The sequence below is a fragment of the Priestia sp. D51 genome (assembly GCF_053345675.1).
Map to the genome: position 1 here is coordinate 304,058 of NZ_JBLTIR010000002.1, position 25,676 is coordinate 329,733.

31 protein-coding genes and 1 other annotated feature are annotated in these 25,676 nt (G+C 38.7%); of the genes, 5 read left to right on the top strand and 26 right to left on the bottom strand.

Features of this window, described 5'->3' with window-relative positions:
* Positions 1–93: 93 nt before the first annotated feature.
* A complete protein-coding gene (locus tag ACNHOZ_RS08150) occupies positions 94–1,278 on the top strand; it encodes an iron-containing alcohol dehydrogenase (protein WP_048019110.1) in 1,185 nt (394 codons plus the stop codon).
* Between the two features lie 32 nt (positions 1,279–1,310).
* On the opposite strand, the gene ACNHOZ_RS08155 is transcribed toward ACNHOZ_RS08150, so the two are convergent.
* From ACNHOZ_RS08155 to ACNHOZ_RS08180, 6 genes are all read right to left on the bottom strand, one after another.
* Complete coding sequence (locus tag ACNHOZ_RS08155; RefSeq protein WP_048019109.1) at positions 1,311–1,658, bottom strand: DUF805 domain-containing protein; 348 nt, start codon at positions 1,656–1,658, stop codon at positions 1,311–1,313.
* Between the two features lie 160 nt (positions 1,659–1,818).
* Positions 1,819–2,820 carry a DUF3231 family protein gene (locus ACNHOZ_RS08160; protein WP_048019108.1) on the bottom strand — a complete coding sequence of 334 codons (1,002 nt, stop codon included), beginning with the start codon at positions 2,818–2,820 and terminating at the stop codon, positions 1,819–1,821.
* A 252-nt stretch (positions 2,821–3,072) separates the two neighbouring features.
* Positions 3,073–3,351: a hypothetical protein gene (locus ACNHOZ_RS08165; protein ID WP_048019107.1), complete on the bottom strand. Its 279-nt coding sequence runs from the start codon at positions 3,349–3,351 to the stop codon at positions 3,073–3,075.
* A gap of 112 nt (positions 3,352–3,463) precedes the next feature.
* Complete coding sequence (locus ACNHOZ_RS08170) at positions 3,464–4,375, bottom strand: NAD(P)/FAD-dependent oxidoreductase (RefSeq protein WP_048019106.1); 912 nt, start codon at positions 4,373–4,375, stop codon at positions 3,464–3,466.
* A 181-nt stretch (positions 4,376–4,556) separates the two neighbouring features.
* Complete coding sequence (locus ACNHOZ_RS08175) at positions 4,557–5,366, bottom strand: hypothetical protein (RefSeq protein ID WP_048019105.1); 810 nt, start codon at positions 5,364–5,366, stop codon at positions 4,557–4,559.
* A 150-nt stretch (positions 5,367–5,516) separates the two neighbouring features.
* Positions 5,517–6,329 carry an amino acid ABC transporter substrate-binding protein gene (locus tag ACNHOZ_RS08180; RefSeq protein ID WP_447697092.1) on the bottom strand — a complete coding sequence of 271 codons (813 nt, stop codon included), beginning with the start codon at positions 6,327–6,329 and terminating at the stop codon, positions 5,517–5,519.
* Positions 6,330–6,649: 320 nt separating this feature from the next.
* Between ACNHOZ_RS08180 and ACNHOZ_RS08185 the strand changes: the two genes are divergently transcribed.
* Positions 6,650–7,726: an LLM class flavin-dependent oxidoreductase gene (locus tag ACNHOZ_RS08185; protein ID WP_048019103.1), complete on the top strand. Its 1,077-nt coding sequence runs from the start codon at positions 6,650–6,652 to the stop codon at positions 7,724–7,726.
* 33 nt (positions 7,727–7,759) lie between these two features.
* Here the strand turns inward: ACNHOZ_RS08185 and ACNHOZ_RS08190 are convergent, their stop codons facing one another.
* The 16 genes from ACNHOZ_RS08190 to ACNHOZ_RS08265 form a co-directional block, all read right to left on the bottom strand.
* The gene (locus tag ACNHOZ_RS08190) at positions 7,760–7,897 is read right to left on the bottom strand and encodes a hypothetical protein (protein ID WP_168760933.1); all 138 of its coding nucleotides are present in this window, start codon (positions 7,895–7,897) and stop codon (positions 7,760–7,762) included.
* 200 nt (positions 7,898–8,097) lie between these two features.
* Complete coding sequence (locus tag ACNHOZ_RS08195; RefSeq protein WP_028412963.1) at positions 8,098–8,454, bottom strand: DUF805 domain-containing protein; 357 nt, start codon at positions 8,452–8,454, stop codon at positions 8,098–8,100.
* A 51-nt stretch (positions 8,455–8,505) separates the two neighbouring features.
* Positions 8,506–8,853 carry a DUF805 domain-containing protein gene (locus tag ACNHOZ_RS08200; RefSeq protein WP_048019102.1) on the bottom strand — a complete coding sequence of 116 codons (348 nt, stop codon included), beginning with the start codon at positions 8,851–8,853 and terminating at the stop codon, positions 8,506–8,508.
* Positions 8,854–9,121: 268 nt separating this feature from the next.
* Entirely contained in the window at positions 9,122–9,544 is a 423-nt protein-coding gene (locus ACNHOZ_RS08205) for a DUF4275 family protein (RefSeq protein WP_048019101.1), read from the bottom strand.
* A gap of 78 nt (positions 9,545–9,622) precedes the next feature.
* Positions 9,623–10,852, bottom strand: coding sequence for an MFS transporter (locus ACNHOZ_RS08210; protein ID WP_048019100.1), 1,230 nt, complete (start codon positions 10,850–10,852; stop codon positions 9,623–9,625).
* Between the two features lie 67 nt (positions 10,853–10,919).
* Positions 10,920–11,164: a binding site (T-box leader), on the bottom strand.
* 42 nt (positions 11,165–11,206) lie between these two features.
* Positions 11,207–11,821, bottom strand: coding sequence for an AmiS/UreI family transporter (locus ACNHOZ_RS08215; protein ID WP_013057473.1), 615 nt, complete (start codon positions 11,819–11,821; stop codon positions 11,207–11,209).
* Positions 11,822–11,969: 148 nt separating this feature from the next.
* A complete protein-coding gene (locus tag ACNHOZ_RS08220; RefSeq protein WP_048019099.1) occupies positions 11,970–13,151 on the bottom strand; it encodes a NupC/NupG family nucleoside CNT transporter in 1,182 nt (393 codons plus the stop codon).
* Between the two features lie 19 nt (positions 13,152–13,170).
* Positions 13,171–13,569, bottom strand: a complete 399-nt coding sequence (locus tag ACNHOZ_RS08225; RefSeq protein WP_013057475.1) for a cytidine deaminase — start codon at positions 13,567–13,569, stop codon at positions 13,171–13,173.
* 59 nt (positions 13,570–13,628) lie between these two features.
* Positions 13,629–14,303: a deoxyribose-phosphate aldolase gene (deoC, locus tag ACNHOZ_RS08230; protein WP_047750685.1), complete on the bottom strand. Its 675-nt coding sequence runs from the start codon at positions 14,301–14,303 to the stop codon at positions 13,629–13,631.
* Between the two features lie 21 nt (positions 14,304–14,324).
* A complete protein-coding gene (locus ACNHOZ_RS08235) occupies positions 14,325–15,626 on the bottom strand; it encodes a pyrimidine-nucleoside phosphorylase (protein ID WP_013057477.1) in 1,302 nt (433 codons plus the stop codon).
* Between the two features lie 182 nt (positions 15,627–15,808).
* On the bottom strand, positions 15,809–16,060 hold the full coding sequence (locus ACNHOZ_RS08240; RefSeq protein WP_230683472.1) for a hypothetical protein: 252 nt from the start codon (positions 16,058–16,060) through the stop codon (positions 15,809–15,811).
* Positions 16,061–16,136: 76 nt separating this feature from the next.
* Complete coding sequence (locus ACNHOZ_RS08245) at positions 16,137–17,081, bottom strand: sugar-binding transcriptional regulator (protein ID WP_026106623.1); 945 nt, start codon at positions 17,079–17,081, stop codon at positions 16,137–16,139.
* A 174-nt stretch (positions 17,082–17,255) separates the two neighbouring features.
* Entirely contained in the window at positions 17,256–17,582 is a 327-nt protein-coding gene (locus ACNHOZ_RS08250; protein WP_048019097.1) for a nucleoside triphosphate pyrophosphohydrolase, read from the bottom strand.
* Positions 17,583–17,615: 33 nt separating this feature from the next.
* The gene (locus ACNHOZ_RS08255) at positions 17,616–18,242 is read right to left on the bottom strand and encodes a glycoside hydrolase family 25 protein (protein ID WP_230683473.1); all 627 of its coding nucleotides are present in this window, start codon (positions 18,240–18,242) and stop codon (positions 17,616–17,618) included.
* A gap of 243 nt (positions 18,243–18,485) precedes the next feature.
* The gene (locus ACNHOZ_RS08260) at positions 18,486–18,797 is read right to left on the bottom strand and encodes a hypothetical protein (protein WP_048019095.1); all 312 of its coding nucleotides are present in this window, start codon (positions 18,795–18,797) and stop codon (positions 18,486–18,488) included.
* A 306-nt stretch (positions 18,798–19,103) separates the two neighbouring features.
* Positions 19,104–19,292, bottom strand: coding sequence for a hypothetical protein (locus ACNHOZ_RS08265; protein ID WP_016764545.1), 189 nt, complete (start codon positions 19,290–19,292; stop codon positions 19,104–19,106).
* 464 nt (positions 19,293–19,756) lie between these two features.
* Between ACNHOZ_RS08265 and plsY the strand changes: the two genes are divergently transcribed.
* Positions 19,757–20,344, top strand: coding sequence for a glycerol-3-phosphate 1-O-acyltransferase PlsY (gene plsY, locus ACNHOZ_RS08270; protein ID WP_048019094.1), 588 nt, complete (start codon positions 19,757–19,759; stop codon positions 20,342–20,344).
* 173 nt (positions 20,345–20,517) lie between these two features.
* Here the strand turns inward: plsY and ACNHOZ_RS08275 are convergent, their stop codons facing one another.
* Both ACNHOZ_RS08275 and ACNHOZ_RS08280 read right to left on the bottom strand, forming a co-directional pair.
* On the bottom strand, positions 20,518–21,195 hold the full coding sequence (locus ACNHOZ_RS08275) for a DUF1129 family protein (RefSeq protein ID WP_028412952.1): 678 nt from the start codon (positions 21,193–21,195) through the stop codon (positions 20,518–20,520).
* Positions 21,185–21,523 (bottom strand): PadR family transcriptional regulator, encoded by a 339-nt coding sequence (locus ACNHOZ_RS08280; protein ID WP_013083614.1) that lies wholly within the window; start codon positions 21,521–21,523, stop codon positions 21,185–21,187. The genes ACNHOZ_RS08275 and ACNHOZ_RS08280 overlap by 11 nt, the downstream gene beginning before the upstream one ends.
* A gap of 251 nt (positions 21,524–21,774) precedes the next feature.
* On the opposite strand from ACNHOZ_RS08280, the gene htpX reads away from it, so the two are divergent.
* Entirely contained in the window at positions 21,775–22,647 is an 873-nt protein-coding gene (htpX, locus tag ACNHOZ_RS08285) for a protease HtpX (protein ID WP_014459652.1), read from the top strand.
* Between the two features lie 42 nt (positions 22,648–22,689).
* On the opposite strand, the gene ACNHOZ_RS08290 is transcribed toward htpX, so the two are convergent.
* Positions 22,690–23,676 carry an MBL fold metallo-hydrolase gene (locus ACNHOZ_RS08290; protein WP_168760937.1) on the bottom strand — a complete coding sequence of 329 codons (987 nt, stop codon included), beginning with the start codon at positions 23,674–23,676 and terminating at the stop codon, positions 22,690–22,692.
* Between the two features lie 307 nt (positions 23,677–23,983).
* Between ACNHOZ_RS08290 and ACNHOZ_RS08295 the strand changes: the two genes are divergently transcribed.
* The gene (locus ACNHOZ_RS08295; RefSeq protein WP_014459650.1) at positions 23,984–24,307 is read left to right on the top strand and encodes a YnfA family protein; all 324 of its coding nucleotides are present in this window, start codon (positions 23,984–23,986) and stop codon (positions 24,305–24,307) included.
* 82 nt (positions 24,308–24,389) lie between these two features.
* Here the strand turns inward: ACNHOZ_RS08295 and ACNHOZ_RS08300 are convergent, their stop codons facing one another.
* Positions 24,390–25,673, bottom strand: coding sequence for an ABC transporter substrate-binding protein (locus ACNHOZ_RS08300; protein ID WP_447697093.1), 1,284 nt, complete (start codon positions 25,671–25,673; stop codon positions 24,390–24,392).
* Positions 25,674–25,676: the final 3 nt, after the last annotated feature.

Sequence of the window (25,676 nt, forward strand, 5' to 3'; positions counted from 1 at the left end):
GAAAAATTTACGATACTTCATTATAATATACGTAGAAGCAAAACCACATCTTTGAAACCGCCAACAATACAGTGCCTATAGGAGGATAAAAGAATGACTGTGTCAAAACTAGTTTTTACCCCTCTTAGCTATACAGGATGGGGATCACTTCAGCAACTGCTTCCGGAAGTAAAAAAATATCACCCTGCTCATATTTTAATTGTCACAGATCCCGTGTTAAAAGACATTGGACTTGTAGATAAAGTGAGTGCTCCTCTTATCCAAAATGGATACGAAGTAGATGTATACGCAGATACGGCACCAGAGCCGCCTTTAGCGCTTGGTGAAAAACTCGTATCTTACGCAAAAAGCCGAAAATTTGATTTAGTCATTGGAGTGGGCGGCGGAAGCGCATTAGATTTAGCAAAACTTACGGCCGTTTTAGCCGTTCATGACGGAGCTGTAGAAGAATATTTGAACTTAACTGGCACGAAACAAATTACGGAAAAAGGGCTTCCAAAAATTTTAATTCCCACGACCTCCGGCACGGGCTCAGAAGTAACGAATATTTCTGTATTATCTCTTGAAAGCAGCAAAGACGTCGTGACCCATGATCATTTGCTTGCGGACGCCGCGATTGTAGATCCCGAGCTTACGCTGAGCGTTCCTTCTAAAGTAACGGCGGCTACAGGGATTGATGCATTAACTCATGCCGTTGAGGCTTATGTATCGGTAAATGCAAATCCAGCAACAGACGCCTTAGCCCTACAGGCTATACGCATGATCAGCTCTTCTTTAAGAACAGCTGTAGAAAACGGCGAAGATAAAGAAGCGCGAACTCAGATGAGCTACGGAAGCTATTTAGCAGGTCTTGCTTTTTTTAACGCTGGTGTGGCCGGGGTTCATGCACTTGCATATCCGTTAGGCGGACAGTTTCACATTTCTCACGGTGAATCAAACGCCGTACTACTTCCATACGTTATGGGCTATATCCGCAGCAGCTGCGTGACAAAGATGCGGGATATTTTTGAAGCACTAGGCGGAAACGCTACTTCTTTATCAGAAGAGAAAGCTTCTTATCAGTGTGTAAAACAACTGCAGACACTTGTTGAAGACGTCGGCATTCCTCAAACCCTTCGCGGCTTTAATATTTCAGAAAGTGCCCTTCAAAAGCTGACAGAAGATGGCGTCCAGCAAAAACGAATTCTTGCTCGCAGTCCTTTGCCTCTTCATGAAAAAGACATACGAGCTATTTACCAGTCGGCTTATGATGGAGCTATAGTGGAACCTATGCACTAAAAAACTCCCCCTTATATAAGGGGGAGTTCTATTTATGCTGCTTTGGCCGTTGTACCAAAACGATTCTCTTTTGGATCGCTAGGCTGGCAGAATAAAACAATTAGCCAAATACCTCCAATGAGTGGAACCAATGTAATGAGCTGCCACCATCCGCTTTTTCCCGTATCGTGGAGTCTTCTTGCTCCTACCGCTAACGAAGGGACTGCAATCAATAACGAATAGATAACCGGAAGAAAAAGAGGCTTATCAATAACGAACTGAAGGAACGAAAGAATAAATGAAATAACAAAGTTAACTAACACAAACATCCAGTATTCAGTTCGGCTTGCTCGACCAGAAAATACCCCGTAATTTTTTAACACCTTTATGTACCATTTCATCTGCAAAATCCTCCTTTTTTATCATATAATTGTAAATTTATAGTTTATATATCCTTTTTATTCAAAAAACAAACCGTTAAATAAACAAATAACGACATTTTTTATCCAAAAGAAAAAACTTCTTTAAAAAAAGAAGTTTTCTTGATGTATTATGCTTTTTCTATTTAATCAAATCATTTCGGTCTTCCATACTTGGCGGTTCCTCAAGCCATCCGTTTTTGGCCATAATTTTTCCTCCGTCTTGCCCGTATGTTAAAATGTCTTTGGCCGTACTGACAAGTGTAAGGGGAAGATCTCCACGCAAACTAAACGCGGTGCCTAAAGCGTTGCTCCCCAGCCCGAAACTGCAGAATAAACTCACGCAGTACATCATCAGTTTATCTGAAAAAGGTGCTACTTTTGATTCTGTCGCTTTCGCACCCCACGTCGCAGGCGTCTGAATATCACTCTCCAGAAGAATTTTGCTATAATCACTTACAACTTTCTTAGCCAGCTCTTTTCCTTTTACAAAATACTTCTTCACTTCAGGTTCATTTGCTACTTGAGCAAACCCTGTAATCATTTGCATGCCAAGAACGTTGCTTTCAATTGCATAATAAATATGTGCTACCTCTACAGTATTTAATGCACGTTTACTCGAAAACAAATGGATTCCATTCATGTAATCTGTGCCTTCGGCAAACTTCACTGTTTTAGGTACTGAAACAGCTGGAGGTCTTGGAAGCACGTTTTTTTCCTGAAGATAATCTACACATTTGTCATAGCCACTTTGCGTGAAAGCGGTAAGCTCTTTATATAGTGAAATCATGTCTTTTCTGTAGGACATGGTTAAATGAAGCGTATGTAGCCCCATGCTAATTTCTTTTAAAAGGCGAAGAAACATAATATCAAACATCTTATCATAAAGCTTAGGAACACAGACATTTACGTCTTTTTCTGTGTATCCTACCGGTATGGCTGCCCCTTCATTCTGTAAAATTTTTTTGATATCTTCAATGTAGTTCACCACTTGCATATGCGTATCTTGCATAATTTCTTTTGCTCGGTCATCTTCTGCGTGTGCAATAAAATATTCTAAGATTCTTCGGACCATTGTCTTTTGCTGATAGGTCATCCAAAGAGTAGCAATTTCACTTGAACTTAAGGGTATTTCTTGACTCATACACTAAACCTCCTGCTAGGGATACATAGAGCTCTATTTATTCAAAAGTCGGCATCTGTACAAGTGAAGATTGTATTCTACTTTAACGTTCATTCACGTAATCAGATACAAAACTCTGTCTCTTCCTCAATTAATTCTGCTTTATTTACTATGCGCAAACTGGAAGAATTCTATGTATTTCCCCTTGCTTTTAAATGGAGGAAACAAAAAAAGCCCCTTTCCATTCAAGGCGCTTTTTCAAAGAAAACGGTTTTATTCCGTCGTATCAGAAATTCTTTTGTAACTTCCGCACTTTTTTAGATATTGAATAATATCTTGATCTTTTACACGCTGGATAGCTGTTCCGAACAGTTCTGCTGCTACCTGCATACGTTCGTGTTTATGTTCAATGGTCATAATATATCGAAGCGCATCCACAACCGGTGCATTGTGACGTGTACGACGAGTTATGTACTCGTGAATGGCTTCATTTAACCCTTCCGATTCTGCTTGTTGAAACTCAGGTTTTCTTACTACTTGACTATATACCACTTTTTTGCCACTCCTTCTCCTCATTTTTAATCATGTTTTATCTCTCTTTTATTTCCAGTTCCCTAACAGAAAGGAAACAAAACATGCAATTTTACTTTTTTTATAAAAATAATTATTTTTCATATAGTTCTAACAGACGTTTGTGTATCCAGATAGCTGCTTGTAAACCTTCTCCCATCGCTACCGTCACTTGTTCAGAATGAGCCACAATGTCTCCTGCTGCCCACACGTTTGAAACGTTGGTTTCTTTTGTACGCGGATTTACGATAATGTGCTGATTTTCCAGAAGTTCTGCTCCGAGCTCATACGCTAATTCTGTTCGAACTTTATTTCCTCCGAACGCTAAAAAACCTCTTTCTCCATAGATAAATTCATTGTTTTCGAGGATGACTCCTTTTAACATTTCTGCTTCAGCTATGATTTTTTTTATTTCCGCTTCTTTATAGGTAATTCCCTTTTGCATCAAGGTATCTGCTAAGGGTCCAATCTCTTTTTTGTCATGATTAATGTACGTAATGTCATTTGTCCAATATGTTAGCGTAAGAGATAAACTCGCTCCTACTTTTCCTGACCCTAGTACTAATACCCTTCTATTATTTACTTCATACCCATCGCAGTCGGGACATACATATACGGTTTTTCCCATACAAGGATATAGCTCTTGCTGAAGTTCAGAAGGAATCCGGTCTACGACTCCGGTCGCAAACAGTAAAGTAGCTGCTTCGTAGTTCGCAGAGTTTGTAATGACGTTAAACCCCTCTATTTCTTTTTCACACTGAAGGACACGCTCTTCTGCAAATTGAATGCCGTAGCTTTTTGCTTGCTGCCTTCCCGTTTCTCTTAGAGTTTGCCCGCTTATTCCCTCAGGCCATCCCAATATATTTTGATAATTTTTGCAAAGATTGGAACGGCCATCGTTTGAATCAATAACCAATACACTGCGCTTATATCTTCCAAGCTGAATAGCGGCTTGAAGTCCTGCAATTCCTCCACCTATAATGACACAGTCATACTTGTCTGCCACAGCACATCACCCCAGCTTTTACTATTTTCTAAACGAAAGCTTCAGTTTTTCATTATCTGTTTTTCCATTAATTTTATACGCTTTATTGCCTTTATTTTTTAAAGTCATTCTTCATACAAAAAAACCGCCTCGGCAGCTGCCCTGCCTAGAGACGGTTTTTTATAAAATAAAAAAGACGATATTACTCATTTTTCTTTCCTGCTTCTTTTCCATTAATTTTAGTAATCAGCTCTTCTTTATATACTTCACTATCTTTCCCGTAGCGTAGACGACTATAACAGTTGGGACATAGTGCCGCAGCGTCCTTTGGCTTAGCGAGTCCGCTCTCTGAAAGCTTTGAAAGATAGTACATTTGCACAAAGGAGCTTCCATCTTTTGCGATAAACGGCGCGCTTCCTCCGCAGGCTTCACAAATACCTGCTGCGCGTTTGTGAACATATTGTTTAAGAGCTGCCGTTTGTTTGTAAACACTTGTCTTTTTTTCTTCTCCTAATGAGAGCTGGCGAAGCTGTTCAGTTGAATAAGGTGAAACATCCAGCTTTGCTGCTTTTTCCTCGATCACAGGATTTCGTTCAAGTTCAAAAATAATAGCTTCACGAAGCTCTCCGTCTGAGTCCCACATAATTTCTAATTGATGATTAATATACGTCACTTCATCAATGAACTCTACTACTCCAGGCTCCACGTAGTGAAACAAGTAAACGGCTTTTCCTGATAAGAAATGTTCACGAAGCGCTTTATTGCCTTTAATGAGCTGCATCGATCCTCTTTGGCCTTCTCCTGTATAGAAAAAAGCGGTTTTATCTCTGTTCCACCCGTGTCCTGTTCCGTATTCACTTCCGCTTTCTTTTGTGAAAATAAAAATATATGGATGCGCTTTTGGCGTTGATATTTCGCTTTGTTCCTGTCCTTTATAAAGCTTATGAATTTGTTTTCTGCGATAACGATGTCCTTTTTGAAAGAAATCTCCGCGCTGTAAATCCGTAATCAATGAATGGCCTCCTACTGCGGTCCTGCTTTTATAGTACTTATAGCTCTACTATACACTAATTTTTGTTTTCTTTGCAGATCGTTCCTTCTATCTATTGGATTTATATCATACAAAAAAGCAGCTGTATGGGCAGCTGCTTTTTTGCTATAGTCAATTTTGCACGGTATAGTCTTCTCCTAGCCATTTTGTGCTGAGTTTTTTTAACGTCCCGTCTTTTTTCAGCTTTTTAATCGATTGGTCGACTTCCGACTTTAACTTTTCGTCTTTTTTGTTAAACATAAAATACACTTTTGAATTAATCACAATATCTCCAACTGTTTTTTGCTGAAATTTCAGTGCTTGATTACTAAAGTCGATGGAAAATGGTGTCGCAAGCGTAGCATCTGCCCGGCCTGTTTTTAATTGAGTTGTGGCATCATCCGCACCTTGACCGGCGTAAACTACATCGATTTTATTGCCGTGTTTTTTATTGTATTTGTCTAGATAGACAGCCGCATTGCTTGTAGCTCCTACAATCATTTTTTCACCTTCTAAATCTTTTAATGAATGAATATCATTTCGAGTTTTAGAAACTGTTACATAAAGCGGAGAATAATTATATGTTTCATCATTAAATAAAAACTTTTTCTTCCGCTCAGCGTTTTGAGCCATGTTATGAGCAATCATATCAATTTTATTACTTTCTAAGCTAAGAAGCAGATTTGAAAATTCCATTGTTTTAAATTCAAATTTATAATCCTTTAACTCTTTGTCGATCGCTCTTACTACTTCTACATCATAGCCGGTCAGTTTGCCTTTATCATCAATAAAGCAAATGTTAGGAAACTGAGTGCCCGTTCCAACCACAATCGTTTGAACATCTTTTTCTTTCTTTTCTCCTGCACTTGAAGATACGTTTTTTCCGCATCCTGCCACGCTCACAGCTACTACAATTGAAAGTAAAAACAGCCAATATTTTTTCATACGTTCCTCCCCTGAATCCCTCTATTATGTAATAAAAAGAGGCTCTTGATAAAGCATCTGCTTCATCAAGAGCCTCTGGTTAACCAGTGGGCTTACTTCGTGTAAGATTATTCACATCATAATACTAGTTAACCGATAAATCAAGTAGGTTTTAGAAAAAAGATTATCTTGACAGCTCAGTGTCTACCGCTTAAGATACAACTAATAAAACAATAAAACTACATATCTACCAGTCAACTGGAGGCAAATGGACACGACAATACGTGTACGTTTGCTTTTTTTATTGTCGTCCAGCATTTTATCTTTTGGAGGTAAAACGTATGAAATTTGCTTTATTTAGTCTTATTCAAAATATCCAGAACCCGGTTACTGGAGAAACATTAACTGCTCAAGAAAAGTTTCAGCATGTGTTAAATCAAGCAGTGCTGGCAGAAAAATTAGGTTTTGATGCTTACGGAGTCGGCGAAAGACACGGAGCTCCTTTTTTGTCTTCTTCTCCTCCCGTTGTTTTAAGTGCAATCGCTGCTAAAACGTCGCACATTCGTCTTCTTACTACCGTTACCGTTCTAAGCATTTTAGATCCTGTACGAGTAGCTGAAGATTACGCAACGCTTGATCACCTGTCGGGTGGACGCCTTGAACTGATTATTGGAAAAGGCAATGATCCCCGTCATTATCCGCTTTTTGGCATTACAGAAGAAGAACAATGGGAGTCTCTTGCTGAAAGATACGCTCTTTTAAAACAGCTTTGGACAGAAGAAAATGTCACGTGGAGCGGCCGTTATCGTCCGCCTTTAACTAACGTTACGACTCAGCCTCGGCCGTTTCAGCCTTCTATTCCCGTTTGGCATGGAAGCGCGTCAAGCCCGCTGTCTACAGAACTTGCAGCTAAATATGGAGAGCCGCTATTTTCATCCAATTCTTTTCACCCTCAGGCTAAATATAAAGCGCTGATTGACCATTACCGGGAACGTTTTACTTATTATGGCCATGACCCACGCAAAGCCATCGTCGGTTCGGGGGCGAGCAGCCTATATATTTCTGATACAACGGAAGAAGCGATTCGCCGCTATCGTCCATACTATAACGCATTTAGCAATACAGAAGCAGCGAAGCATAATCAATCGCCATTCACGTCACTAGAAGACATCGTTCAACACGGCCCTGCTTTAGTAGGAAGCCCAGAGCAAATCATTGAAAAAATAATAGACTATCACCATGCTTATGGAAACGAAGTGCTGAGCATCAGCGTAGACGGTCTAAGCGACGCAGAACAGCGCGAACAGCTAGAGCGCTTCGCAAGTGATATTGCACCTGTTCTTCGAAAAGAAATTCCTAGCAGCGTATGGGAAAATGAAAAAAAGAGATTGAGACATAATGAAATCAATCCAATCTAAAGACGAACAAATCAGATACATGAGCTGAACCGCTTATGACACCGCCGTTGATTTCCGTGCAAGGCTTCGCTTTCCGCGGGCGGGCGCTGAGCCTCCTCGTCGCTTGTGCTCCTGCGGGTTCTCACCTCTCCCGCTTTTCCCGCAGGAGTCTTCGCCCTGCCCTCCAATCAACGGCTAGAAGAATCTACATACATAAAATTCACGTTCACCATCACGCTATGAAAAAATCCGAACTAATTGGATTCTCCATCAAGAATCTTAATTAGTTCGGATTTCCCTTCAACTAAATTACTTTTGTCCCAACCTCTTTTTAATTTAGATACAATTCGCACGTTTAGTTTACTAACTTTTAAACTAATAAACTACTCTGGTTAAGAAGCCTGCGTGTCTGTATCGTAAATATTGGCTGTTACTTCGCTTCTTTGACAAAGTAAGATGAGCAGCCAAATGCCTCCAATAACTGGAACAAAGTTAATTAAATACCACCAGCCGCTCCTTCCTGTATCATGCAGTCGGCGAACAGTAACGGCAAGTGAAGGCAGAATCATTGCTGCTCCGTAAAGTAATACTAAAATAACTCCAAATACTGCAAGTGAATCGATAAAAACCAAGATATACGGAATGATCATAAAGATATAAGCAAATAATGTAAACATCCAATACTCCGTACGCGTTGCCCTTCCTCGAAACGTCGCATAATTTTTTAACGCTTTTATATACCAGTACATTTTTAAACCCTCTCTTTGTTTATTAAATTAAACTACCTAACCGTTTAAGTCCTACGCAACTTTATTAGGTACATCAAACCGGTTTAACTGCGACTCACTTCGTAGACAAAGAAGAATTAATAGACAAATACTTCCCGCAATCGGAATAATAGTAATGAGCTGCCACCACCCGCTTCTTCCTATGTCATGCAGTCGACGTGCCGTCACAGCAAGGGATGGAATGAAGACTGCAACAAGATAAACTATACGCAAAAACGGAGGCATATCTGTTATAAGTTCAATAGCTGAAAGCACACACCATATAATAAAATTAAATAAGACAAACATCCAATACTCTGTACGTGTTGCTCTTCCTTGAAACGTTGCATAATTTTTTAGCACATGTAAATACCATTTCATACAAAAACCTCCTTTTTAAACCTAATTTTGTAAGACAAGCTTACTAGCAGTAATTACCTTAGCATACAAAAAATTAATTTCATATCCTATTTTTTGAAAAAATCCCAAATGGTAATATAGATATAGGAGAGAGATGGATAATAGTTAGTAATAAATACCCAATAAATCCAGTTAAAAAACCATTTAATTACTATAATTACTTTTAATTTATAAAATGTTTTTTTATAACAAAAATCCTGCCGTATTAATCGGCAGGCTCTATCTTTACTTATGTGCGGTAAAAGTAAGGTCCACATGAACTTTCATGCGTGATCACATAAGTCCACGTAAAATCTTTATCCACCACGTATAAATCTTCTAAATACATATTTGTATTTTCACTTAAATCATCAGTTGTTAAATGCTTACATTTAGATAGCTGCAGCACTCGTTCATCATGCTCAAACAACAAATAACAGTCGTTCTTAACTTGGTGCTCAAACGCTTGAACCGCTTGTTCTCCTTGTAAACAAGGTAGCTTTTCATAGCTAAACGCATGCCATAAAAATTGGTCCATATAAATTTTCTTTTTTTGCGATGCGCTTAAAGCATCTGTAAATTCATTTTCCCACCGCTTCCGGAAGAATTCACCTTGATTCGATAATTTTTTAACAAACATTCCTTTTTTCTTTAACGCATCTTTCATTTTCACTGTGCTTTCTCACCCTTTATTCTGTATTCATTTCTTTTTATCGGCTTCTTAGCTTATTTGTACATTAGTACCTATGCGTTAGATTCCTTGTTTTTTGACTAAACTTATTTTATAAAACGCCGGCTTTAACGTGCACAAAAACAATACAACCGTACTTAAAAGCATGATCAGGCTTCCACCAATTACAGCTCCTTGAATTGAAACAATGTGTGCAGCCATTCCGCATAGAAAGGTCATCATAATAATCAGGAGTGACTCAAGCAGTCCATAGATACTTCCTACTCTTCCCATCATGTCAACGGGAATGCTGTTTTGATAAAAGGTTTGAAAACCAGCACTTGCAAAAGCTAACGCAAAAGATAAGCTAAAAAATCCTGTTCCCATGGTTTGAAAAGAAGACGAACACGCGTACAGCAAATAGCCAAGCGATACTCCTACACTGCCGGCGCCTATGAGAAAGTTCGTCGACAGCTTCTGAGCCAACAGTGTATTCACAACTGCGCCAATCATAATACCAGCGCCTGCTACGCTTAATAAAAATCCGTATTCACTTTCGGACAAATGAATGACTTTTGTTGCAAATGAAACTTCAAGTGAATCAATTGCCGTGGCCATGACCATTAAGAAACTGAATAATACATAAATGGTCATAATATATCTGTTAGCTCTACTGAAACGAAACACCACTTTCCAATCTTCTCCAATCGTGTTTACAGAGAGTTTATTTTCTTTAGCTTCTGTTTTTATATCTAAGTTCGGCATTAATAAAGTAACCATTCCTGACACCACGAGCGCTGCAGCATTGGCATAGATAGCAAACGCAGGCGTTCCAATCATAAATAACGCACCGGCTGCAGCCGGACCAAGAAGAAAGCCTCCTGAGTCAATCAAACTGCGCAGTGAATTAAATCTTTTTCGCTTTTCAATTGGAATAAGCTTTGTGATATAGACCATCGATGTCGGACGAAACATCGAACTTGCCATACTGATGATAAATACCAGCACATAAATGATAAGGATGGATGAGAAAAACGGAAGGCAAACAATAATTCCGGCGCGCATCCAATCTAAAAACATCATCAGCTTCCGTTTGTTCATGCGGTCAATTAAGCTTCCAGACCATATATTTGTACAGAGCGCAGCAAGCGGCTTTATCATGTATAGTCCTGAAACCGCAATCGGCGAATTCGTCATATCAAGCATCATGACATTTAAAGCAATTAAATAAATCCAGTCGCCGATATTGCTAGTGCCAATTCCAAACAGCAATAAACACGGGTATTTCCAAGACAACAGCTTATTTTTCATAAAAGAAAGGCCTCCGCTTCATTATTGATTTTTGCCAATAAAAAAATCCCACCCCCAAGACATCTGTCTTAGGGGCGAGATTATAAATCGCGGTGCCACCCTAGTTTGTTCATATGTCGCCATATAAACCTTATCGAGTACGGCTTTCGCTTATACTCTAGCTTTGTAACGGAAGCAGCCGTCGCACTATCACGTTAGATCCAATGCGCTGCTCAGAGGCTTGTTTCAACAGCGTTTTTCTTGCTCCTTTTCAGCTTCCGGAGCTCTCTGCTAAGAATACGCGCTGTCTACTTTTCTCTTCACGGCATTTAATTTCTAACATCTTACCATTATTATCTATTTTTTGTAAATACTTTATTTCAAAATCATTTTTTTCGGCTGAGAAAAGAATAGTCGGTATCCTACGTATACGAAATAAATGATGGAAGCTACTAGCACGATTCCCCACATATTGTACATATCTTTATTTCCCCATACGCCCGTTAGCGAAAACAGCGCTGGAATTGTTAAGGTAACCCACGACTGTACAATCGCCACTTTCCCTACATATGCAGATACATCTTTTTTGCTCGTATTAAGCACATAAAATAAAAACCATAAAAACGACCAAAGAATCCATGTAATGGCGTTTACGACGTCATGATAGTGAACAAGAGAAACCGTCACGTACACTAAAGCGATAATCGATACCCAAAGTGAATAATAGCCCAGCCCCGTTCCCTGCATTCCTTTTAATACCGTCACGCCTACATATAAATACGTAAGGCCAAATAAAAAGATTGCCGTTCTTTCATATAAAATCCAGTTGCTTTGGTCTGACGTAATAATTAAATAAAACGGAACAATAACTTGAAAAGCTCCAACAAATAAGTTAAATACGCCTACGTTTTTTTCATCCGCTTTTCCAAGCAGCATGAGTCCGTTTAAAAATAAAGCTGCACCTGACAGCAACAGTCCAATTTGATCCATTTTTCAGTAAGAAAAGCCCCCAGCTTTTCTTGTCCTCCTCTGTGTCGATGTTTTTCTTTAGGATGCGCGGAGCTATGGTTTACATGTAAAAAAGAAAAAGCAATTCCTTTTGAAAAGGAAACTGCTTTTCTTTCTGTTTCTATTACACTTATAAAATGAAGCTGACAACAATCGCTGACAGTACGCTTACAAGCGTAGCTCCATAAAGTAAACGAAGACCAAAGCGCGCTACTGTATTTCCTTGCTTTTCACTTAAGCCTTTAACCGCTCCTGACACGATTCCAATTGATGAGAAGTTAGCAAATGATACTAAGAATACGGATACAATTCCAAGTGTTTTAGCACTGAATGTTGAAGCCATATCTGAAAGACTCATCATTGCCACAAATTCATTTGTTACAAGTTTTGTTGCCATAATTCCGCCCGCTGCTACTACTTCTGAAGCAGGAACACCCATGATGAATGCAAACGGTGCAAACACATAGCCAAGCAGGTGCTGGAACGACAGACCAAACAGCATTTCAAACACGTTATCAATCGCAGCCATCAGCGCAACGAAACCAATTAGCATCGCACCTACGATAATTGCTACTTTAAATCCATCCATAATATATTCGCCAAGCATTTCGAAGAACGTTTGCTTATGACCTGTTTGTACCTCTAAAATATCTTCTTGATCCGTTACTGTGTAAGGGTTAATGATAGAAGAAATAATAAATCCGCCAAATAAGTTAATCACAATTGCTGTTACTACGTATTTTGGTTCAATCATTGTCATATAAGCACCGACAATGGACATTGAAACCGTCGACATAGCTGATGCACAAAGCGTATATAAACGGTTTGGCGGCAGTTTGTCTAATTGCTTTTTAACGGTAATAAATACTTCTGATTGACCTACAATGGCTGAAGCTACTGCGTTATAAGACTCTAATTTTCCCATTCCGTTAATCTTGCTGAGAACTAACCCAATCCATTTCATAATGAAAGGAAGAATTTTAAAGTGCTGTAAAATCCCGATTAAGACAGAGATAAAAACGATTGGAAGCAGCACGTTTAAGAAAAACGGCATTGATCCTTTGTTCGCAATGCCCCCAAATACGAACTCTACTCCTTGGTTTGCGTATGAAAGCAGCTTTCCAAAAACGCTGGCAATCGCATTAATAATAATCAAGCCAAACTTCGTGTTTAGAAGTAAAGCTGATAAAAGAAGCTGAATCACAACCATAATAACGATTGGTCTATATTTGATTTCTTTACGGTTATTACTTGCAAGATACGCTAATCCAAAGACAACGAGTAATCCTAAGATGCCAATTAAATATTTCATAGTATCCTCCACTGCTTACTTATTTTTGTAAGTCTTTTGATGAAAAATAGCCCGGTAAGATTTCGTTAATGTTTGTAATCACAAAATCTCCTTTTAGGTTTGCTAAGATAATTTGTGTGTGATCATCACAGAACTCAGCTAATACTTGTCTGCATGCGCCGCAAGGAGAAATTGGGCCGTCCGTATCTCCTACAACTGCAATAGCTGAAAACTGCTTGTCCCCTTCTGAAACAGCTTTAAAAATAGCCGTTCGCTCAGCACAGTTCGTCAATCCATAGGAAGCGTTTTCAATATTGCATCCACGATAAATCTTCCCATCGGTTGTTAAAAGAGCTGCACCAACATGGAAGTGAGAATACGGTACATGTGCTTGTTTGCTTGCTGCGATTGCTTCATCTATTAATTGTTTTGGCTCCACCGTCATCATCCTTTGCTTAGTTTACAGCAGGTTAGTTAGTACTAACCTGCTGTCATTTATTAATAATCAGAGTTGCTTAATTGACCTTTTGCAATTGATACGCCAGAGCTTGCACCAATACGTGTTGCACCAGCTTCAATCATTGCTTTTGCATCTTCTAAGCCTCGAACGCCGCCAGAAGCTTTTACACCTACATCTGGTCCAACCGTTTTTCTCATAAGCGCTACGTCTTCTACCGTTGCGCCTCCTGTAGAGAAGCCTGTTGACGTTTTAACAAAATCAGCTCCAGCTTTTACAGCTAGCTCAGAAACTTTTGCTTTTTCTTCGTCTGTTAAAAGAGCTGTTTCAATAATTACTTTTACTAGCGCTTTTCCTTTTGCAGCATCCACTACTGCTTGAATGTCGCTTTGCACTAAGTCATAGTTTTTATCTTTTAACGCGCCGATGTTGATTACCATATCTACTTCATCTGCACCGTTTTCGATTGCATTTGTTGTTTCGAATGCTTTTACTGCTGAAGTAGTAGCTCCAAGAGGGAAGCCGATTACCGTACATACTTTCACTTCTGGAGCATCGTTTAATAACTCAGCTGCTTTTTTTACCCACGTTGGATTTACACAAACCGAAGCGAATGAATATTCTTTTGCTTCTTGTGCTAAAACCGTAACTTGCTCTTCTGTTGCATCTGCTTTTAATAATGTATGATCAATAATACCCGTAATGTTTTGACTCATTTTGTTCTTCCTCTCTCTTTCTTAATGAATTTCTTTATAAATTAACGTTGGAGCTTCTACTTTTTCAGCGACCGTGCTGTAAGAATCATAAACGATATCCATTACTTCCTGTACATCTTCGCTATTGCTGTGGATTGTAACAAGAGAGTCGCCTTTTTTCACTGAATCTCCAACTTTTTTATTTAGCATAATACCAACTGCTAAGTCGATTTCAGATTCTTTTGTTGCACGTCCTGCACCTAGCTTCATTGCTGCTACGCCGATTTTTTCTGCAACGATTTCTGAAATATAACCATCTTCTTTTGCTGGCACTTCAATTTTGTGCGCTGCATCCGGTAATTTAGACGGATCGTCTGCAACAGAAGCGTCTCCGCCTTGTGCGCTTAAGAACGTTTTGAACGATTCTAATGCTTTTCCGTTTTTAATTACTTCTTGAAGCATTGCACGCGCTTCATCTAAGCTGCTTGCTTTTTCAGCAAGTACAACCATGTGACTTCCTAATGTTAAGCAAAGCTCTGTTAAATCTTCAGGCCCTTCGCCTTTTAACGTGTCGATAGCTTCTTTCACTTCAAGCGCATTACCAACCGCAAATCCTAGAGGCTGGCTCATATCTGAGATGATTGCTTTTGTGTTTCGGCCTACGCCTTTTCCGATTTCAACCATTGCTTTTGCTAATTCTTCAGCGTCTTCAAGCTTTTTCATAAATGCGCCGTTCCCCGTTTTTACATCCAAGCAAATAGCATCTGCTCCAGCTGCAATTTTCTTACTCATAATTGAGCTTGCAATTAACGGAATCGAATCAACTGTTGCTGTTACATCACGAAGCGCATAAAGTTTTTTATCCGCTGGCGTTAAGTCTCCGCTTTGACCGATAACGGCAATTTTATTTGTATTTACTAAACGAATGAATTCTTCGTTTGTAATTTCAACGTGGAAGCCAGGCACTGCTTCTAGTTTATCAATCGTACCGCCAGTGTGTCCTAAGCCGCGGCCAGACATTTTGGCAACCGGTACATCAACCGCAGCTACTAAAGGTCCTAATACAAGTGTTGTTGTATCACCTACGCCGCCTGTGCTGTGTTTGTCTACTTTAATACCTTCAATTTTTGATAAGTCGATTTGATCGCCTGATTCAACCATTGCTTGCGTTAAATTTACGCGTTCTTCCTGCGTCATTCCTTGAAAGTAAATCGCCATCGCAAATGCCGATAGCTGATAATCAGGTAAATCCCCTTTTGTATAACCTTCGATAATAAAATCGATTTCAGCTTTATTTAATTCATGTCCATTACGTTTTTTTTCAATTAAGTCAACCATTCTCATGACGTTTTCCCCCTAAAAGTATCTGCATATTGTGCATCCACTAAAACGTTTTCAACAACTTACACCCTTACTATATAATAGCTTTGAACAATTGTAAACAGATATATTTACATTTGTTCAAAAATATTTATAGCTGCTGTTTTAGTGAATAAAAAAAGACTTCCGCACTCGGAAGTCTTCCCTTATTTTTCAGCTTTTATCACAAATGACAATACGATTCTGTACTTATTCTTTACCTTTTTATAAGGAATTAATACGTATGGCTGATCAGGCGGCGTAAATCGTTCAATTCCTTTTTGATTAGCATCAGGAGAAAAGTACATTCTTCCCCACCGTTTAATGATATAGCCCGTGGTTCCCTTGGCAATCACTCCGTCTTTTGAAACGTCTGTTTGAAAAGGATACCGGTTTCGCTGTGCCTGCAGAGACGACACAGAATAAGATACAATATCTTCTACTATTTCAATTCGATGAAGCTTTTGCTCTTGAAAAAACAGCGCTTCATCTCCTTTACTCTTGTTTATCTAATAAAAAGCGCGCCGTGAACTGATCAGTAACGAGTACATTTGCAAATTTCCCTTGCAGCGCTCCGTAAATGCTATCGATTTTCTGATCCCCTCCAGCTACTAAAATGGCGTACTCTTTCTTCTTCAGTTCCTCCAAATCAAGTCCAAGCGTCCGTTCATCCAAGCTTTCATTGCAAATTTGTCCATCTTTATCAAAAAAGCGTGAACAAATGTCTCCTACGGCTCGCGAAGAAATCATCTCTACATCTTGTTCAGAAAAGTAGCCAAGCTGAAAAAGCAGCGAATCCGTTTTGATGGGGCCCGTAGTAAACACAGCAATGTTGGCTTGTTTGCCTAAATCTAAAATGCGCTTAATATGACGATCCGTTTCCATTGCTTTTTTAACTACCACGTGATCGACAATCACAGGCAGAGGAAGATGCATAGGAGGCGTATTGTATGCCTTTCCAAATAAGTACATAATTTCAGAAGCATATGTGCTCGTTTCCGAATGGCTTACTCCGCCTTTTAACTGCACAACCTGCACGTCATTCACATACTTTTGTTTTAAATCGATGGCCACTTGATAAAGAGTTGTTCCCCACGTCACCCCAATAATGTCTCCATCTTTTACGATGTCATAGAGATAGTCAGCTGCTGCTACGCCTAGATGACTTTTAATAATGTGATTTTCATATTGAGGCACCGGTGTGACGATTGCTTTTTTTAGATTGAATTTTTGTTCAAGTTGAGAAGACAATTTTTCACTATTGATAGATGAATCTACAATTTTAATTTGAACAATGCCTTCTTCTTTTGCTGTCTGCAGCAATCGAGAAACCGTAGGCCTTGATACACCAAGCTTTTTTGCAATTTCACTTTGATTATAATCAAGAATATAATACATCCTTGCCGCTTCAATCACTTTATTAAATTTCTCTTGATCCATCTCCATCGACTTGTTCTCCCTTACCTCATGAATTTCTTATCCCAATTTTACCAAACTTATGTCTTTAGTTTACTTGTTTGGTGAACAAAATTTCAAGAGGGGATTTTGTAACTGAGATGAAAAGAGAAATACTAAGGAATGACGGTGACCAATTTAAGATAACAAAACACGGGTCTACACTTCTTCCGTTTCCACTAAATAAATCCGATCATCAAACTTCCCGCGCTTCTTGGCCTTCCCCTCACGCACTTTCTCCAGCTGTTTGGGTGTTGCCCCGTGTACAGCTGCTAGCGCGTGCATAACTTCCAGTAAATCTGCGAGTTCTTCAATGGCATCTTGATGCGTTTGGGCTTCTATGTATTCTTGAAGCTCTTCTTTTGCCTTTTTCTTCAGCTCATTTTGATACTCATCTCGCTGCAGTACGCGTGATTTGAAGGTGTTTCCACTTTGTTCAATAATTGTGGGAATTTTATCTCGCACTAGCTTGTTATAAGTAGGCATCGTTTTACCTCCCTCTCTTATCTTTCTAGTAAACTAGTATTTTTCAAATTCTGCTTGGTTTCCGTTAAACACATTTAAATCAACAAACGTTTCTTCACCTTTATAGCCGCTTAACCTCCCTTTGTCCGTATACTGCCAAAACGTCCATTCCTGCTGTTCTTCGAGAGTTGGCTTTTTTACAACGTCGCGAATCCAAATATCACATCCGGGATATCTATTTTTAATGTACAAGTCATACGCTTTAGGAGTCGTATAAAGAATAACGCGCTTGTCATAATGAGATTCAAGACGTGTAATCATACTAGAAAGCTCCTTGTATACATGTTTCTGAGACGGAAGGTTTTGTTTTTTGTCTCCGTAAAATTCAACATCAATCACGGGAGGCAGATCGTTATCTTTAAGAGAAACCGTTTTGATAAAATTAGCCGCTTGTGTGGAACCTTTACTATCGTAGCTAAAAAAGTGATAAGCTCCGATCCGCATGCTTTTGCGATTTGCTTGTTCCCAATTTTGTTTAAATAAAGGATCTTGAAATGAACTTCCTTCCGTTGCTTTAATAAAAGCAAACTGAATATCTTGTTTACTCAACACATTCCAATCAATCTCCCCTTGATAAGAAGATACGTCCACACCTTTTACTTCATAGCGGTTGGCACTCATTGCATTTGGAATTACCCAGCCTTTACTCCATAGTAAAAATATAAAGCTTACAAGAGCGACTAATATAACTCCTGCGGCAAGAAATCTTTTGTTCTTTTGATTTGCTTTGTCTATTGTGTTTACCCCCTTTTTTAGAAAATACTTCTAATATTCTAACATAAAAAGGATTTTCCAAAACAAGAGAGCCTACATGTCTTTGTTAATAGATACAAAAAACCACCTAAAAATCAGGCGGCTTTTCTTTTATGCTGCGTCTTCAGATGGTTCATTATCTTTGGCTGCTTCTATAAGCAAGAAAATAGCCGTTAAAATATGCATGATCATACCGACCACAGGAATCCACGCAATAGCGGAACAGACAATTCCCATGATATGCCCTGTCCGAACTTTGTTTGTTTTAATCGCAAATACTAAACCTACGACGTGCAATGCGAGCATTAGAATAAGCGGCGTGTAGGCTAGACTTATAACCAAGGTGCCTCCTAGGAGGGGAATCCCCCAAAGAGCCTCTAATCCTCCGCTGACCCATTTCAATATACGACTTGTTTTTCCCAATGTATCCTCCCCCTTTGTCTTCAATGTATGCACAGAGGTTTTGTTTCTGAACGGTTGTATATGAAAAAAGTGGCAAAAATACGTGTACTAAAAATAAATCGATAGTCCCATATAAAGATACGTTTTTATACGGGACTAGTGTAATAGTGGAAAATGAACGAGAGGAAAAGGCGTTGTTTTACATGTAATAACGAGGAGCTCTTCGTCAAGAGAACTAAGTAAACATCAACAAAGAAGCCGAACTCAAAATGTAAGCTCGGCTTTTTCTTATATGATAAATAGAAGTATTATAAAATGTTTTTTGTATTAGTGTTCTCGACTCTTCTCAAATTTTTCAACAGCCTCAAAATCAAGCTCGGCTGATATCCAATCGCCTTTTTCCGGGAATTCTAGATTTCGAACGACTATTTTATTCGGCCCTTTTTTTTCTAAAATTTTCGCCTGGCAGTTTTTGTACATAACTACTTCTCGTTCTTTGATATCTGTCCACAACAAGTGCAGAACCCCTTTCAATTTTAAGAAGTTAATATTTCGAAACACTGTTTTACATTTTATTATATTTTTTTGGATTTGTTAATTTTTTTGTCTTGTTTTTCATAAAAAATGATCAAAACGCTTTTTTCTACTACAATATACCCAAAATATCTTTTAACCTTTAAATATTTATGTTATATTTTTAAAATTGTATTACAAGTTTTTTGTTTTTTCCTTTTCGTTTCTCCTCTTTTCTTCTTTTTACGTATTCACAATAGACATCTCAACTATACTAATACGTATCAAGGCTTAAAAGTTCAAAAATATCTTAACATATCAAAAATTATTGGGTTGTTCCACTAGAAATCCAATCGACTTTACAAAAACTCCACCCAAAAAACTAGAGGCCTTTAGCCATACAAAAGACTGCTTTTACCGCATTTATATTTTAATGAATACTAACAACACAATTTGAGGTGCCAACAATGAACGTACTAACAAACGCTATAATTATCTTATTAGCTTATTTAATTGGGTCAATTCCTTTTGCTTTAGTGATTGGAAAGGGCTTTTACAAAACCGATGTTCGCAAGCACGGAAGCGGTAACTTAGGAGCTACTAATACCTTTCGCACTTTAGGAAAGAAAGCAGGTATTATAGTATTGATCGGCGATATAGCAAAAGGCTCGCTAGCCGTCTGTTTACCGCTTATGATGAATAGTAACTTGCATATGCTTGTCCCTGGATTTATTGCTATTCTTGGACATAGCTATCCGGTTTTTGCAAAGTTTAAAGGAGGAAAATCTGTAGCGACTGCCGCTGGTGTATTCCTTGCATTTTCACCATTAGCTTTCATTCTAGGGATTCTTGCTTTTTTAATTTCTCTCAAAATTTCTAAATACGTATCCTTATCTTCACCTATTGGCGCATTGGTTGCCTTTTTGGCATCAATTTATGTAGGTGATGTTGTACTAATCGTATTTGCAGCTATTATTTTTATTTTTATTACGTGGAAGCATATTAAAAACTTCAAACGAATTAAATTGGGTACAGAACCTAAAGTTAATTTTTAAGCGTACTAAAGTTAGTAATCTTTAAATGATGTTGCCAAAAAGGTGTTCATGAGTTGAACACCTTTTTTTATTATTTTAGTACGCCTTGTCCCAAGATAGACGTAAATTATGAAATTTATTTAAAAATGCTCTTGATTATAGAGTAAACAATACACTTTACTGCTTCCTATATCTCATTTTGTAATTTGATATTTACTATTTAACCACCTTAAAACGATGAGTGTTACGGCACCAGCAGCTAAATATAAGAAGCCTCCAAATTCTATTACATACCCAAAAGGTGGAATAAGCTTTGGTAAAAAAACCATCCCTGCAAGAGAAATAAAAATTAAGACAAAGAGTAGAAAAAAGTCCTTAATCTTATTCGTAATTTTGTAAACAGATTTTTGTATCCATTTCAAAAGCAGAAAAACATCAAGAGAAATAATAGCTGCAACAATAACAAAAGTGACGATTGCCGTTCCGATATAAACAGTCTGGCTGCTATCCTTAACATAATGTACAACAATATTTCCTATCCCGCTTACTATAGCCATCAAGCTTGCAAGCTGTAACAATAAAAAGCTTATAAAAAAAGCAGTGCTTTTTAAGGGTTCTTTAGGTAACTGTTTAATCATTTCATCACAGTACGTCTTAAGGTTTTCTCCAAACACCTCTTCAGCACGCTTCCCTTCCGCTTGTGCGTCAATAAGGTGATCTAAAAGCTCCATCAATAATTCTTCAGCCTGCTGTTCAGAAACTGACACACTTGTTCGAATGTAAACAAGCATATTATCATAGTACTCTTCATTTTCCTTGGTCAGCTCTTTTCGCTTCTTATTATTTAATTTAATTAATTCCTTAGCGTTCATCGTAAAAACTCCTATTCAACAATTTATCTACAGGGTTTTGAATGTTGATCCATTCCTCTTGGATTTCACATAATGCGCTCTCACCAGATGCCGTAAGATGATAGTACTTTCGTTTAGGACCCGAAGGCGATGCTTTCATTTCTCCCTTTATTAATCCCTCCTTTTGAAGACGTAGTAAAATTGGGTAAATCGAACCTTCACTCACATCATTTAATCCATATTGTTGAAGCTTCTGGGATAGCTCATAGCCATAAACCGTTTCTTTTTGAATGATTGATAAGATACACCCTTCTAAAATTCCTTTTAACAATTGACTTCTCAAAGACATATCGATTTCTTCCTTTTCACTATCTTGTTATACAAGATACATTTTTAAAGTAAAGCTACCTTGCAAGACAAGATAGCTTTACATCACTCATAATAACCTATTTATGGTAAGTGTTCAACCATTTATTTACTTTTTTTATTAAACCACTTAACATAGTAATCTTTTTAGTAAATTTGAATAAATAAATGAAACCTTTCCTCTCCTCTAACCGTATACCTATCATGCACGTATTAGTTAAAGGAGGAAGACTTGTGCTAAAACGAATTTCACTGTTTATTTTCGTTAATATTTTAGTATTAATTACAATCACAACGATTACATCTTTATTAGGTGTTCAAAGCTATATGGGAAGCGGCGGTTACGGCGGCCTGCTGGCATTTAGCGTCATTGCCGGCTTCAGCGGAGCGATTATTTCTCTTATGATGTCACGCTTAATGGCAAAGTGGATGATGGGTGTTCAAGTTATTGATGAACGTTCCCCTCAAGGTGAATACGAACGATTTGTTCTAGAAGAAACGCACCGACTTGCATCTGTTGCAGGATTAAGAAAAATGCCGCAGGTCGGAATTTATCATTCAGCGGAAGTTAACGCGTTTGCAACGGGTCCAAGTAAAAGACGCTCGCTTGTTGCTGTTTCAAGCGGAATGCTTGAACGAATGGACCGCGATGCCATCAGCGGCGTTATCGCTCACGAAATAGCGCATATTAAAAGCGGTGATATGGTCACAACTACGCTACTGCAAGGAGTATTAAACACATTCGTTATTTTCTTCTCTCGTTTAGTAGCCAAAGCGGTGTCAAACTTCGTGCGAGAAGAGTTTGCGATGGTTGTTTATTTCCTTACATCGATTGTATTTGAGATTCTCTTTAGTATCTTAAGCAGCCCAATTATCTTCTGGCATTCAAGAAGACGTGAATTCAAAGCCGATGAGCTTGCAGCTAAACTCGGCGGCAAGGAAAAAATGATTTATGCGTTAGAATCGCTTCGTCATACTACTTCATTAGTAGATGATCGCCAAAAATCAATTGCCGCTTTTAAAATTAGCGGTAAAGAAAAATTCTCACGCTTATTTTCTACTCATCCGCCGCTTGAAAAACGCATTGAGCGCTTGCATTCACTATAAGCAAAAGAAACCAGCTTCTTTATGGAAGCTGGTTTTTTTATGTTATGACTGAGGAGCAAGTACGCGTGCAGCTTCCCACAGTAAGACGCCGTCTTTATTTTTTGTTAATTCCACGCAGCCTTCTTTTTCAAGATACGTAAGCTGGCCATACACTTCTGAGAAAATAAAGTCAGGTGCTTTTTGATACATATCCGGGAAAAATGCAGCGCTGACTTCAAGCGTTGTTTTCTTTCCTTCCCCCATCGCTTGTAACACGCGCAGCGCCCATTTATGCTGCTTTTGAATGCGTTCCATAATTAAAGAGTGAATGTCACTAAGCGGTTCACCATGTCCGCTATAAATCAAATCAATGTCGTAGTTCAACGTTTTTTCTAGAGACGCTAAGTAGTCCAGTAGCGGCGTTGGCTTGGGATTTTGAATGGTTGGCTCTAAATACGGGTTTGACGGTACTTTTGGCAAAATATGATCTCCGCCAAACGCGACTTTTTCTTTTCGATTGTAAAACATCAGCTGACTTAACGAATGTCCCGGCGCTTCAATTACTTCCCACTCACTCGCATACGGAAGTGTATCGCCTTCTTTTAAATACCCGGTTAGCTTCTGCCCTTTAGGTGAATAAACTTGAATCGCAGCCGTTGCTTTACGAAGCCATTCTTCCATTACATCATCACTGACTCCAAACTCTATAAGGAAATTACGATATAGCTCATTATGCTGCTGAACAAACTCTTCATCTTGGTAAATCCAAGGCTCCACAAGCTTATGACCGTAAACAGGTATATCACTCGGCAGCCATTCTAAAAATCCAGTGTGATCCGGATGCTGATGAGTCAGAATCACTTGTTCAATATCCGTTACTTTATATCCTTCTTTACGAAGCGCCTCTTCAAAAACGCTCCACGCTTCTTTGGTTTTCATACCTGCATCAATTAACGTTACCTTGTCTGCTTTTAATAAAAACACATTCACTGGTCCAATTGGAAATGGCGTAGGCAGTTCAATGCGTATCACTTTATGATCTAAACTCATTTTACCAAACCCCTATATCTGCATTCTTTTTACTTTTTTATACTGTTAAACGTCTTATTCTTTTAATTAGTCAATTTCCTGCTAACGTCTACCTGTAAAAGTACTCTGAGCAGCAGTCATTACATAGCTCTTTGCACTCGTACAAAGAGTCACATAAACTCATACTATTAATAGTTTAGCAGGTTTGAAGACAAATTGATAAAGGAATGCTTTCCAGTGTACTTATTTAAAGCAAACGAATGGTTCATCAAACGAAAAAAGTAAGATAGAATAAAGAGACGAAATGATGATATAAGGAGTATAGGTTATGATTAAAGCGATTTTTCTTTTTATCTTAGCGGGTCTTGCTGAAATTGGCGGAGGCTATCTGATTTGGCAGTGGCTGCGCGAAGGAGCTTCGAGCTGGTTAGGACTTCTGGGCGGTATTGCTTTGGTGCTGTACGGCGTCATTGCTACGTGGCAGTCGTTCCCTGACTTTGGACGTGTATATGCAGCTTACGGCGGTATTTTTATTGTTTTAAGCCTGTTTTGGGCGTGGTGGGTTGATAAAAAAATGCCCGATACATACGATTGGATTGGCGGACTTGTGTGTCTGATTGGCGTAGCGGTTATGCTTTGGCCAAGAAGTTAAGTAATTACACAGAAAGCGGCAGAACCCATAGATTCTGCCGCCTTTTATTTTTTATATAGATACAGTTATGTTGTCTTTTCCATTACTTCAACTCAGCCCATCTTTTATCTAATGATTTTAACAGCTCATCTTCAGATGTTTGGCCGCCGATGTATTCTTGTACATCTGCTCCAAATTTTTGCGTTACGCCTTCAGGGAACTTTGTCCATTCCCAAGGAATCGTTTTTTGATCTTTAGAATATTTAAGAAGTTCTTCACCTAAAGGTCCGATGTCTTTTGCTTCAATTGACTTAAAGGCTGGAATGTACTTAAAGTCTTCTACTAACGCTTTTTGACCTTCTTTAGATGTAACCATCCAGTTTAAGAAGTCTTTGGCTGCTTTTTTATCTGCCGCTGGTGCTTGTTTGTGAATAACCCAGTTGCTTGGTACGTCAATTGCAAGCTTGTCAGATGCAGCTGCATCGTCGCTTAGCGGCATAGGTAGAATCCCTACATCCATGTTCGGCGTAATTTTATCAAGCATTGGCTGAATCCAGTTTCCTTGCTGAATCATCGCTGCTTCACCGGTCGCAAATTTCGTTACTTGCGTGTTGTAGTCCGTCGTTAACGGATTTTTGTTTCCATATTTCACTGTTAAATCAAGCAGCTTTACATACTGTTTGAACTGCTCGTTTCCTGCGATTTTCGTACTGCCGTCATTTAATCCTTTAATAAATGCATCCGGATCTTTTTGACTGGCAAATGGAATGTTTAAGCCGTGGTTTCCAAGCACCCACCACTCTCCGTAGCCGATAGAAAATGGCGTAATGCCGGCTGCTTTTAGCTTTTTAGCCGCTGCTTCTAATTCTGAATACGTTTTTGGAAGTTCTTTGATGCCTGCTTTTTTGAACAGTTTTTTGTTATATGTAAATCCATAGCCTTCAAGACTGATTGGCTGTCCATATACTTTACCGTCCATCGTCATTGGTGTAAGTGTGTTTTCATATGCGTCATCAACCCAAGGCTGATCTGATAAATCTTCTAATTTATTTTTCCACGTTTTCGCCTCTTGATATCCGCCGTTTGTGAAAAGGTCGGGTGCATTGCCCGACGCAAACTGCGCTTTTAAGGCTGCTGCACCGTCAGCTCCTCCACCAACCGTTTGGATATTGAACTTCACGTTTGGATGTTCTTTTGTATATTGATCAGTTAGAGCTTTTAGCTGATCTGCAATTTCTACTTTTCCTTGAAATACATCTACTACTACTTGATCTCGGCCGCTTTTTTTATTACCAGATGCGCTTTCGTTTGAACATGCGGTTGAAAATAAAAGCGTAGCCGATAAAACACCTACTGCTAAAGGCCATTTTTTCATTTTGAATGCCATTTT

What these genes read in the sequence shown, in the direction of transcription:
- ACNHOZ_RS08150 (WP_048019110.1), top strand. Translation starts at nt 94, where the DNA reads ATGACTGTGTCAAAACTAGTTTTTACCCCTCTTAGCTATACAGGATGG.
- ACNHOZ_RS08295 (WP_014459650.1), top strand. Translation starts at nt 23,984, where the DNA reads ATGATTAAAGCGATTTTTCTTTTTATCTTAGCGGGTCTTGCTGAAATT.
- ACNHOZ_RS08300 (WP_447697093.1), bottom strand. Translation starts at nt 25,673, where the DNA reads ATGGCATTCAAAATGAAAAAATGGCCTTTAGCAGTAGGTGTTTTATCG.
- ACNHOZ_RS08245 (WP_026106623.1), bottom strand. Translation starts at nt 17,081, where the DNA reads ATGGATCAAGAGAAATTTAATAAAGTGATTGAAGCGGCAAGGATGTAT.
- ACNHOZ_RS08250 (WP_048019097.1), bottom strand. Translation starts at nt 17,582, where the DNA reads ATGCCTACTTATAACAAGCTAGTGCGAGATAAAATTCCCACAATTATT.
- ACNHOZ_RS08200 (WP_048019102.1), bottom strand. Translation starts at nt 8,853, where the DNA reads ATGAAATGGTATTTACATGTGCTAAAAAATTATGCAACGTTTCAAGGA.
- ACNHOZ_RS08155 (WP_048019109.1), bottom strand. Translation starts at nt 1,658, where the DNA reads ATGAAATGGTACATAAAGGTGTTAAAAAATTACGGGGTATTTTCTGGT.
- ACNHOZ_RS08235 (WP_013057477.1), bottom strand. Translation starts at nt 15,626, where the DNA reads ATGAGAATGGTTGACTTAATTGAAAAAAAACGTAATGGACATGAATTA.
- ACNHOZ_RS08215 (WP_013057473.1), bottom strand. Translation starts at nt 11,821, where the DNA reads ATGGATCAAATTGGACTGTTGCTGTCAGGTGCAGCTTTATTTTTAAAC.
- plsY (WP_048019094.1), top strand. Translation starts at nt 19,757, where the DNA reads ATGAACGTACTAACAAACGCTATAATTATCTTATTAGCTTATTTAATT.
- ACNHOZ_RS08275 (WP_028412952.1), bottom strand. Translation starts at nt 21,195, where the DNA reads ATGAACGCTAAGGAATTAATTAAATTAAATAATAAGAAGCGAAAAGAG.
- ACNHOZ_RS08220 (WP_048019099.1), bottom strand. Translation starts at nt 13,151, where the DNA reads ATGAAATATTTAATTGGCATCTTAGGATTACTCGTTGTCTTTGGATTA.
- ACNHOZ_RS08290 (WP_168760937.1), bottom strand. Translation starts at nt 23,676, where the DNA reads ATGAGTTTAGATCATAAAGTGATACGCATTGAACTGCCTACGCCATTT.
- ACNHOZ_RS08195 (WP_028412963.1), bottom strand. Translation starts at nt 8,454, where the DNA reads ATGTACTGGTATATAAAAGCGTTAAAAAATTATGCGACGTTTCGAGGA.
- ACNHOZ_RS08280 (WP_013083614.1), bottom strand. Translation starts at nt 21,523, where the DNA reads ATGTCTTTGAGAAGTCAATTGTTAAAAGGAATTTTAGAAGGGTGTATC.
- ACNHOZ_RS08185 (WP_048019103.1), top strand. Translation starts at nt 6,650, where the DNA reads ATGAAATTTGCTTTATTTAGTCTTATTCAAAATATCCAGAACCCGGTT.
- ACNHOZ_RS08160 (WP_048019108.1), bottom strand. Translation starts at nt 2,820, where the DNA reads ATGAGTCAAGAAATACCCTTAAGTTCAAGTGAAATTGCTACTCTTTGG.
- ACNHOZ_RS08210 (WP_048019100.1), bottom strand. Translation starts at nt 10,852, where the DNA reads ATGAAAAATAAGCTGTTGTCTTGGAAATACCCGTGTTTATTGCTGTTT.
- ACNHOZ_RS08255 (WP_230683473.1), bottom strand. Translation starts at nt 18,242, where the DNA reads ATGAGTGCCAACCGCTATGAAGTAAAAGGTGTGGACGTATCTTCTTAT.
- ACNHOZ_RS08180 (WP_447697092.1), bottom strand. Translation starts at nt 6,329, where the DNA reads ATGAAAAAATATTGGCTGTTTTTACTTTCAATTGTAGTAGCTGTGAGC.
- deoC (WP_047750685.1), bottom strand. Translation starts at nt 14,303, where the DNA reads ATGAGTCAAAACATTACGGGTATTATTGATCATACATTATTAAAAGCA.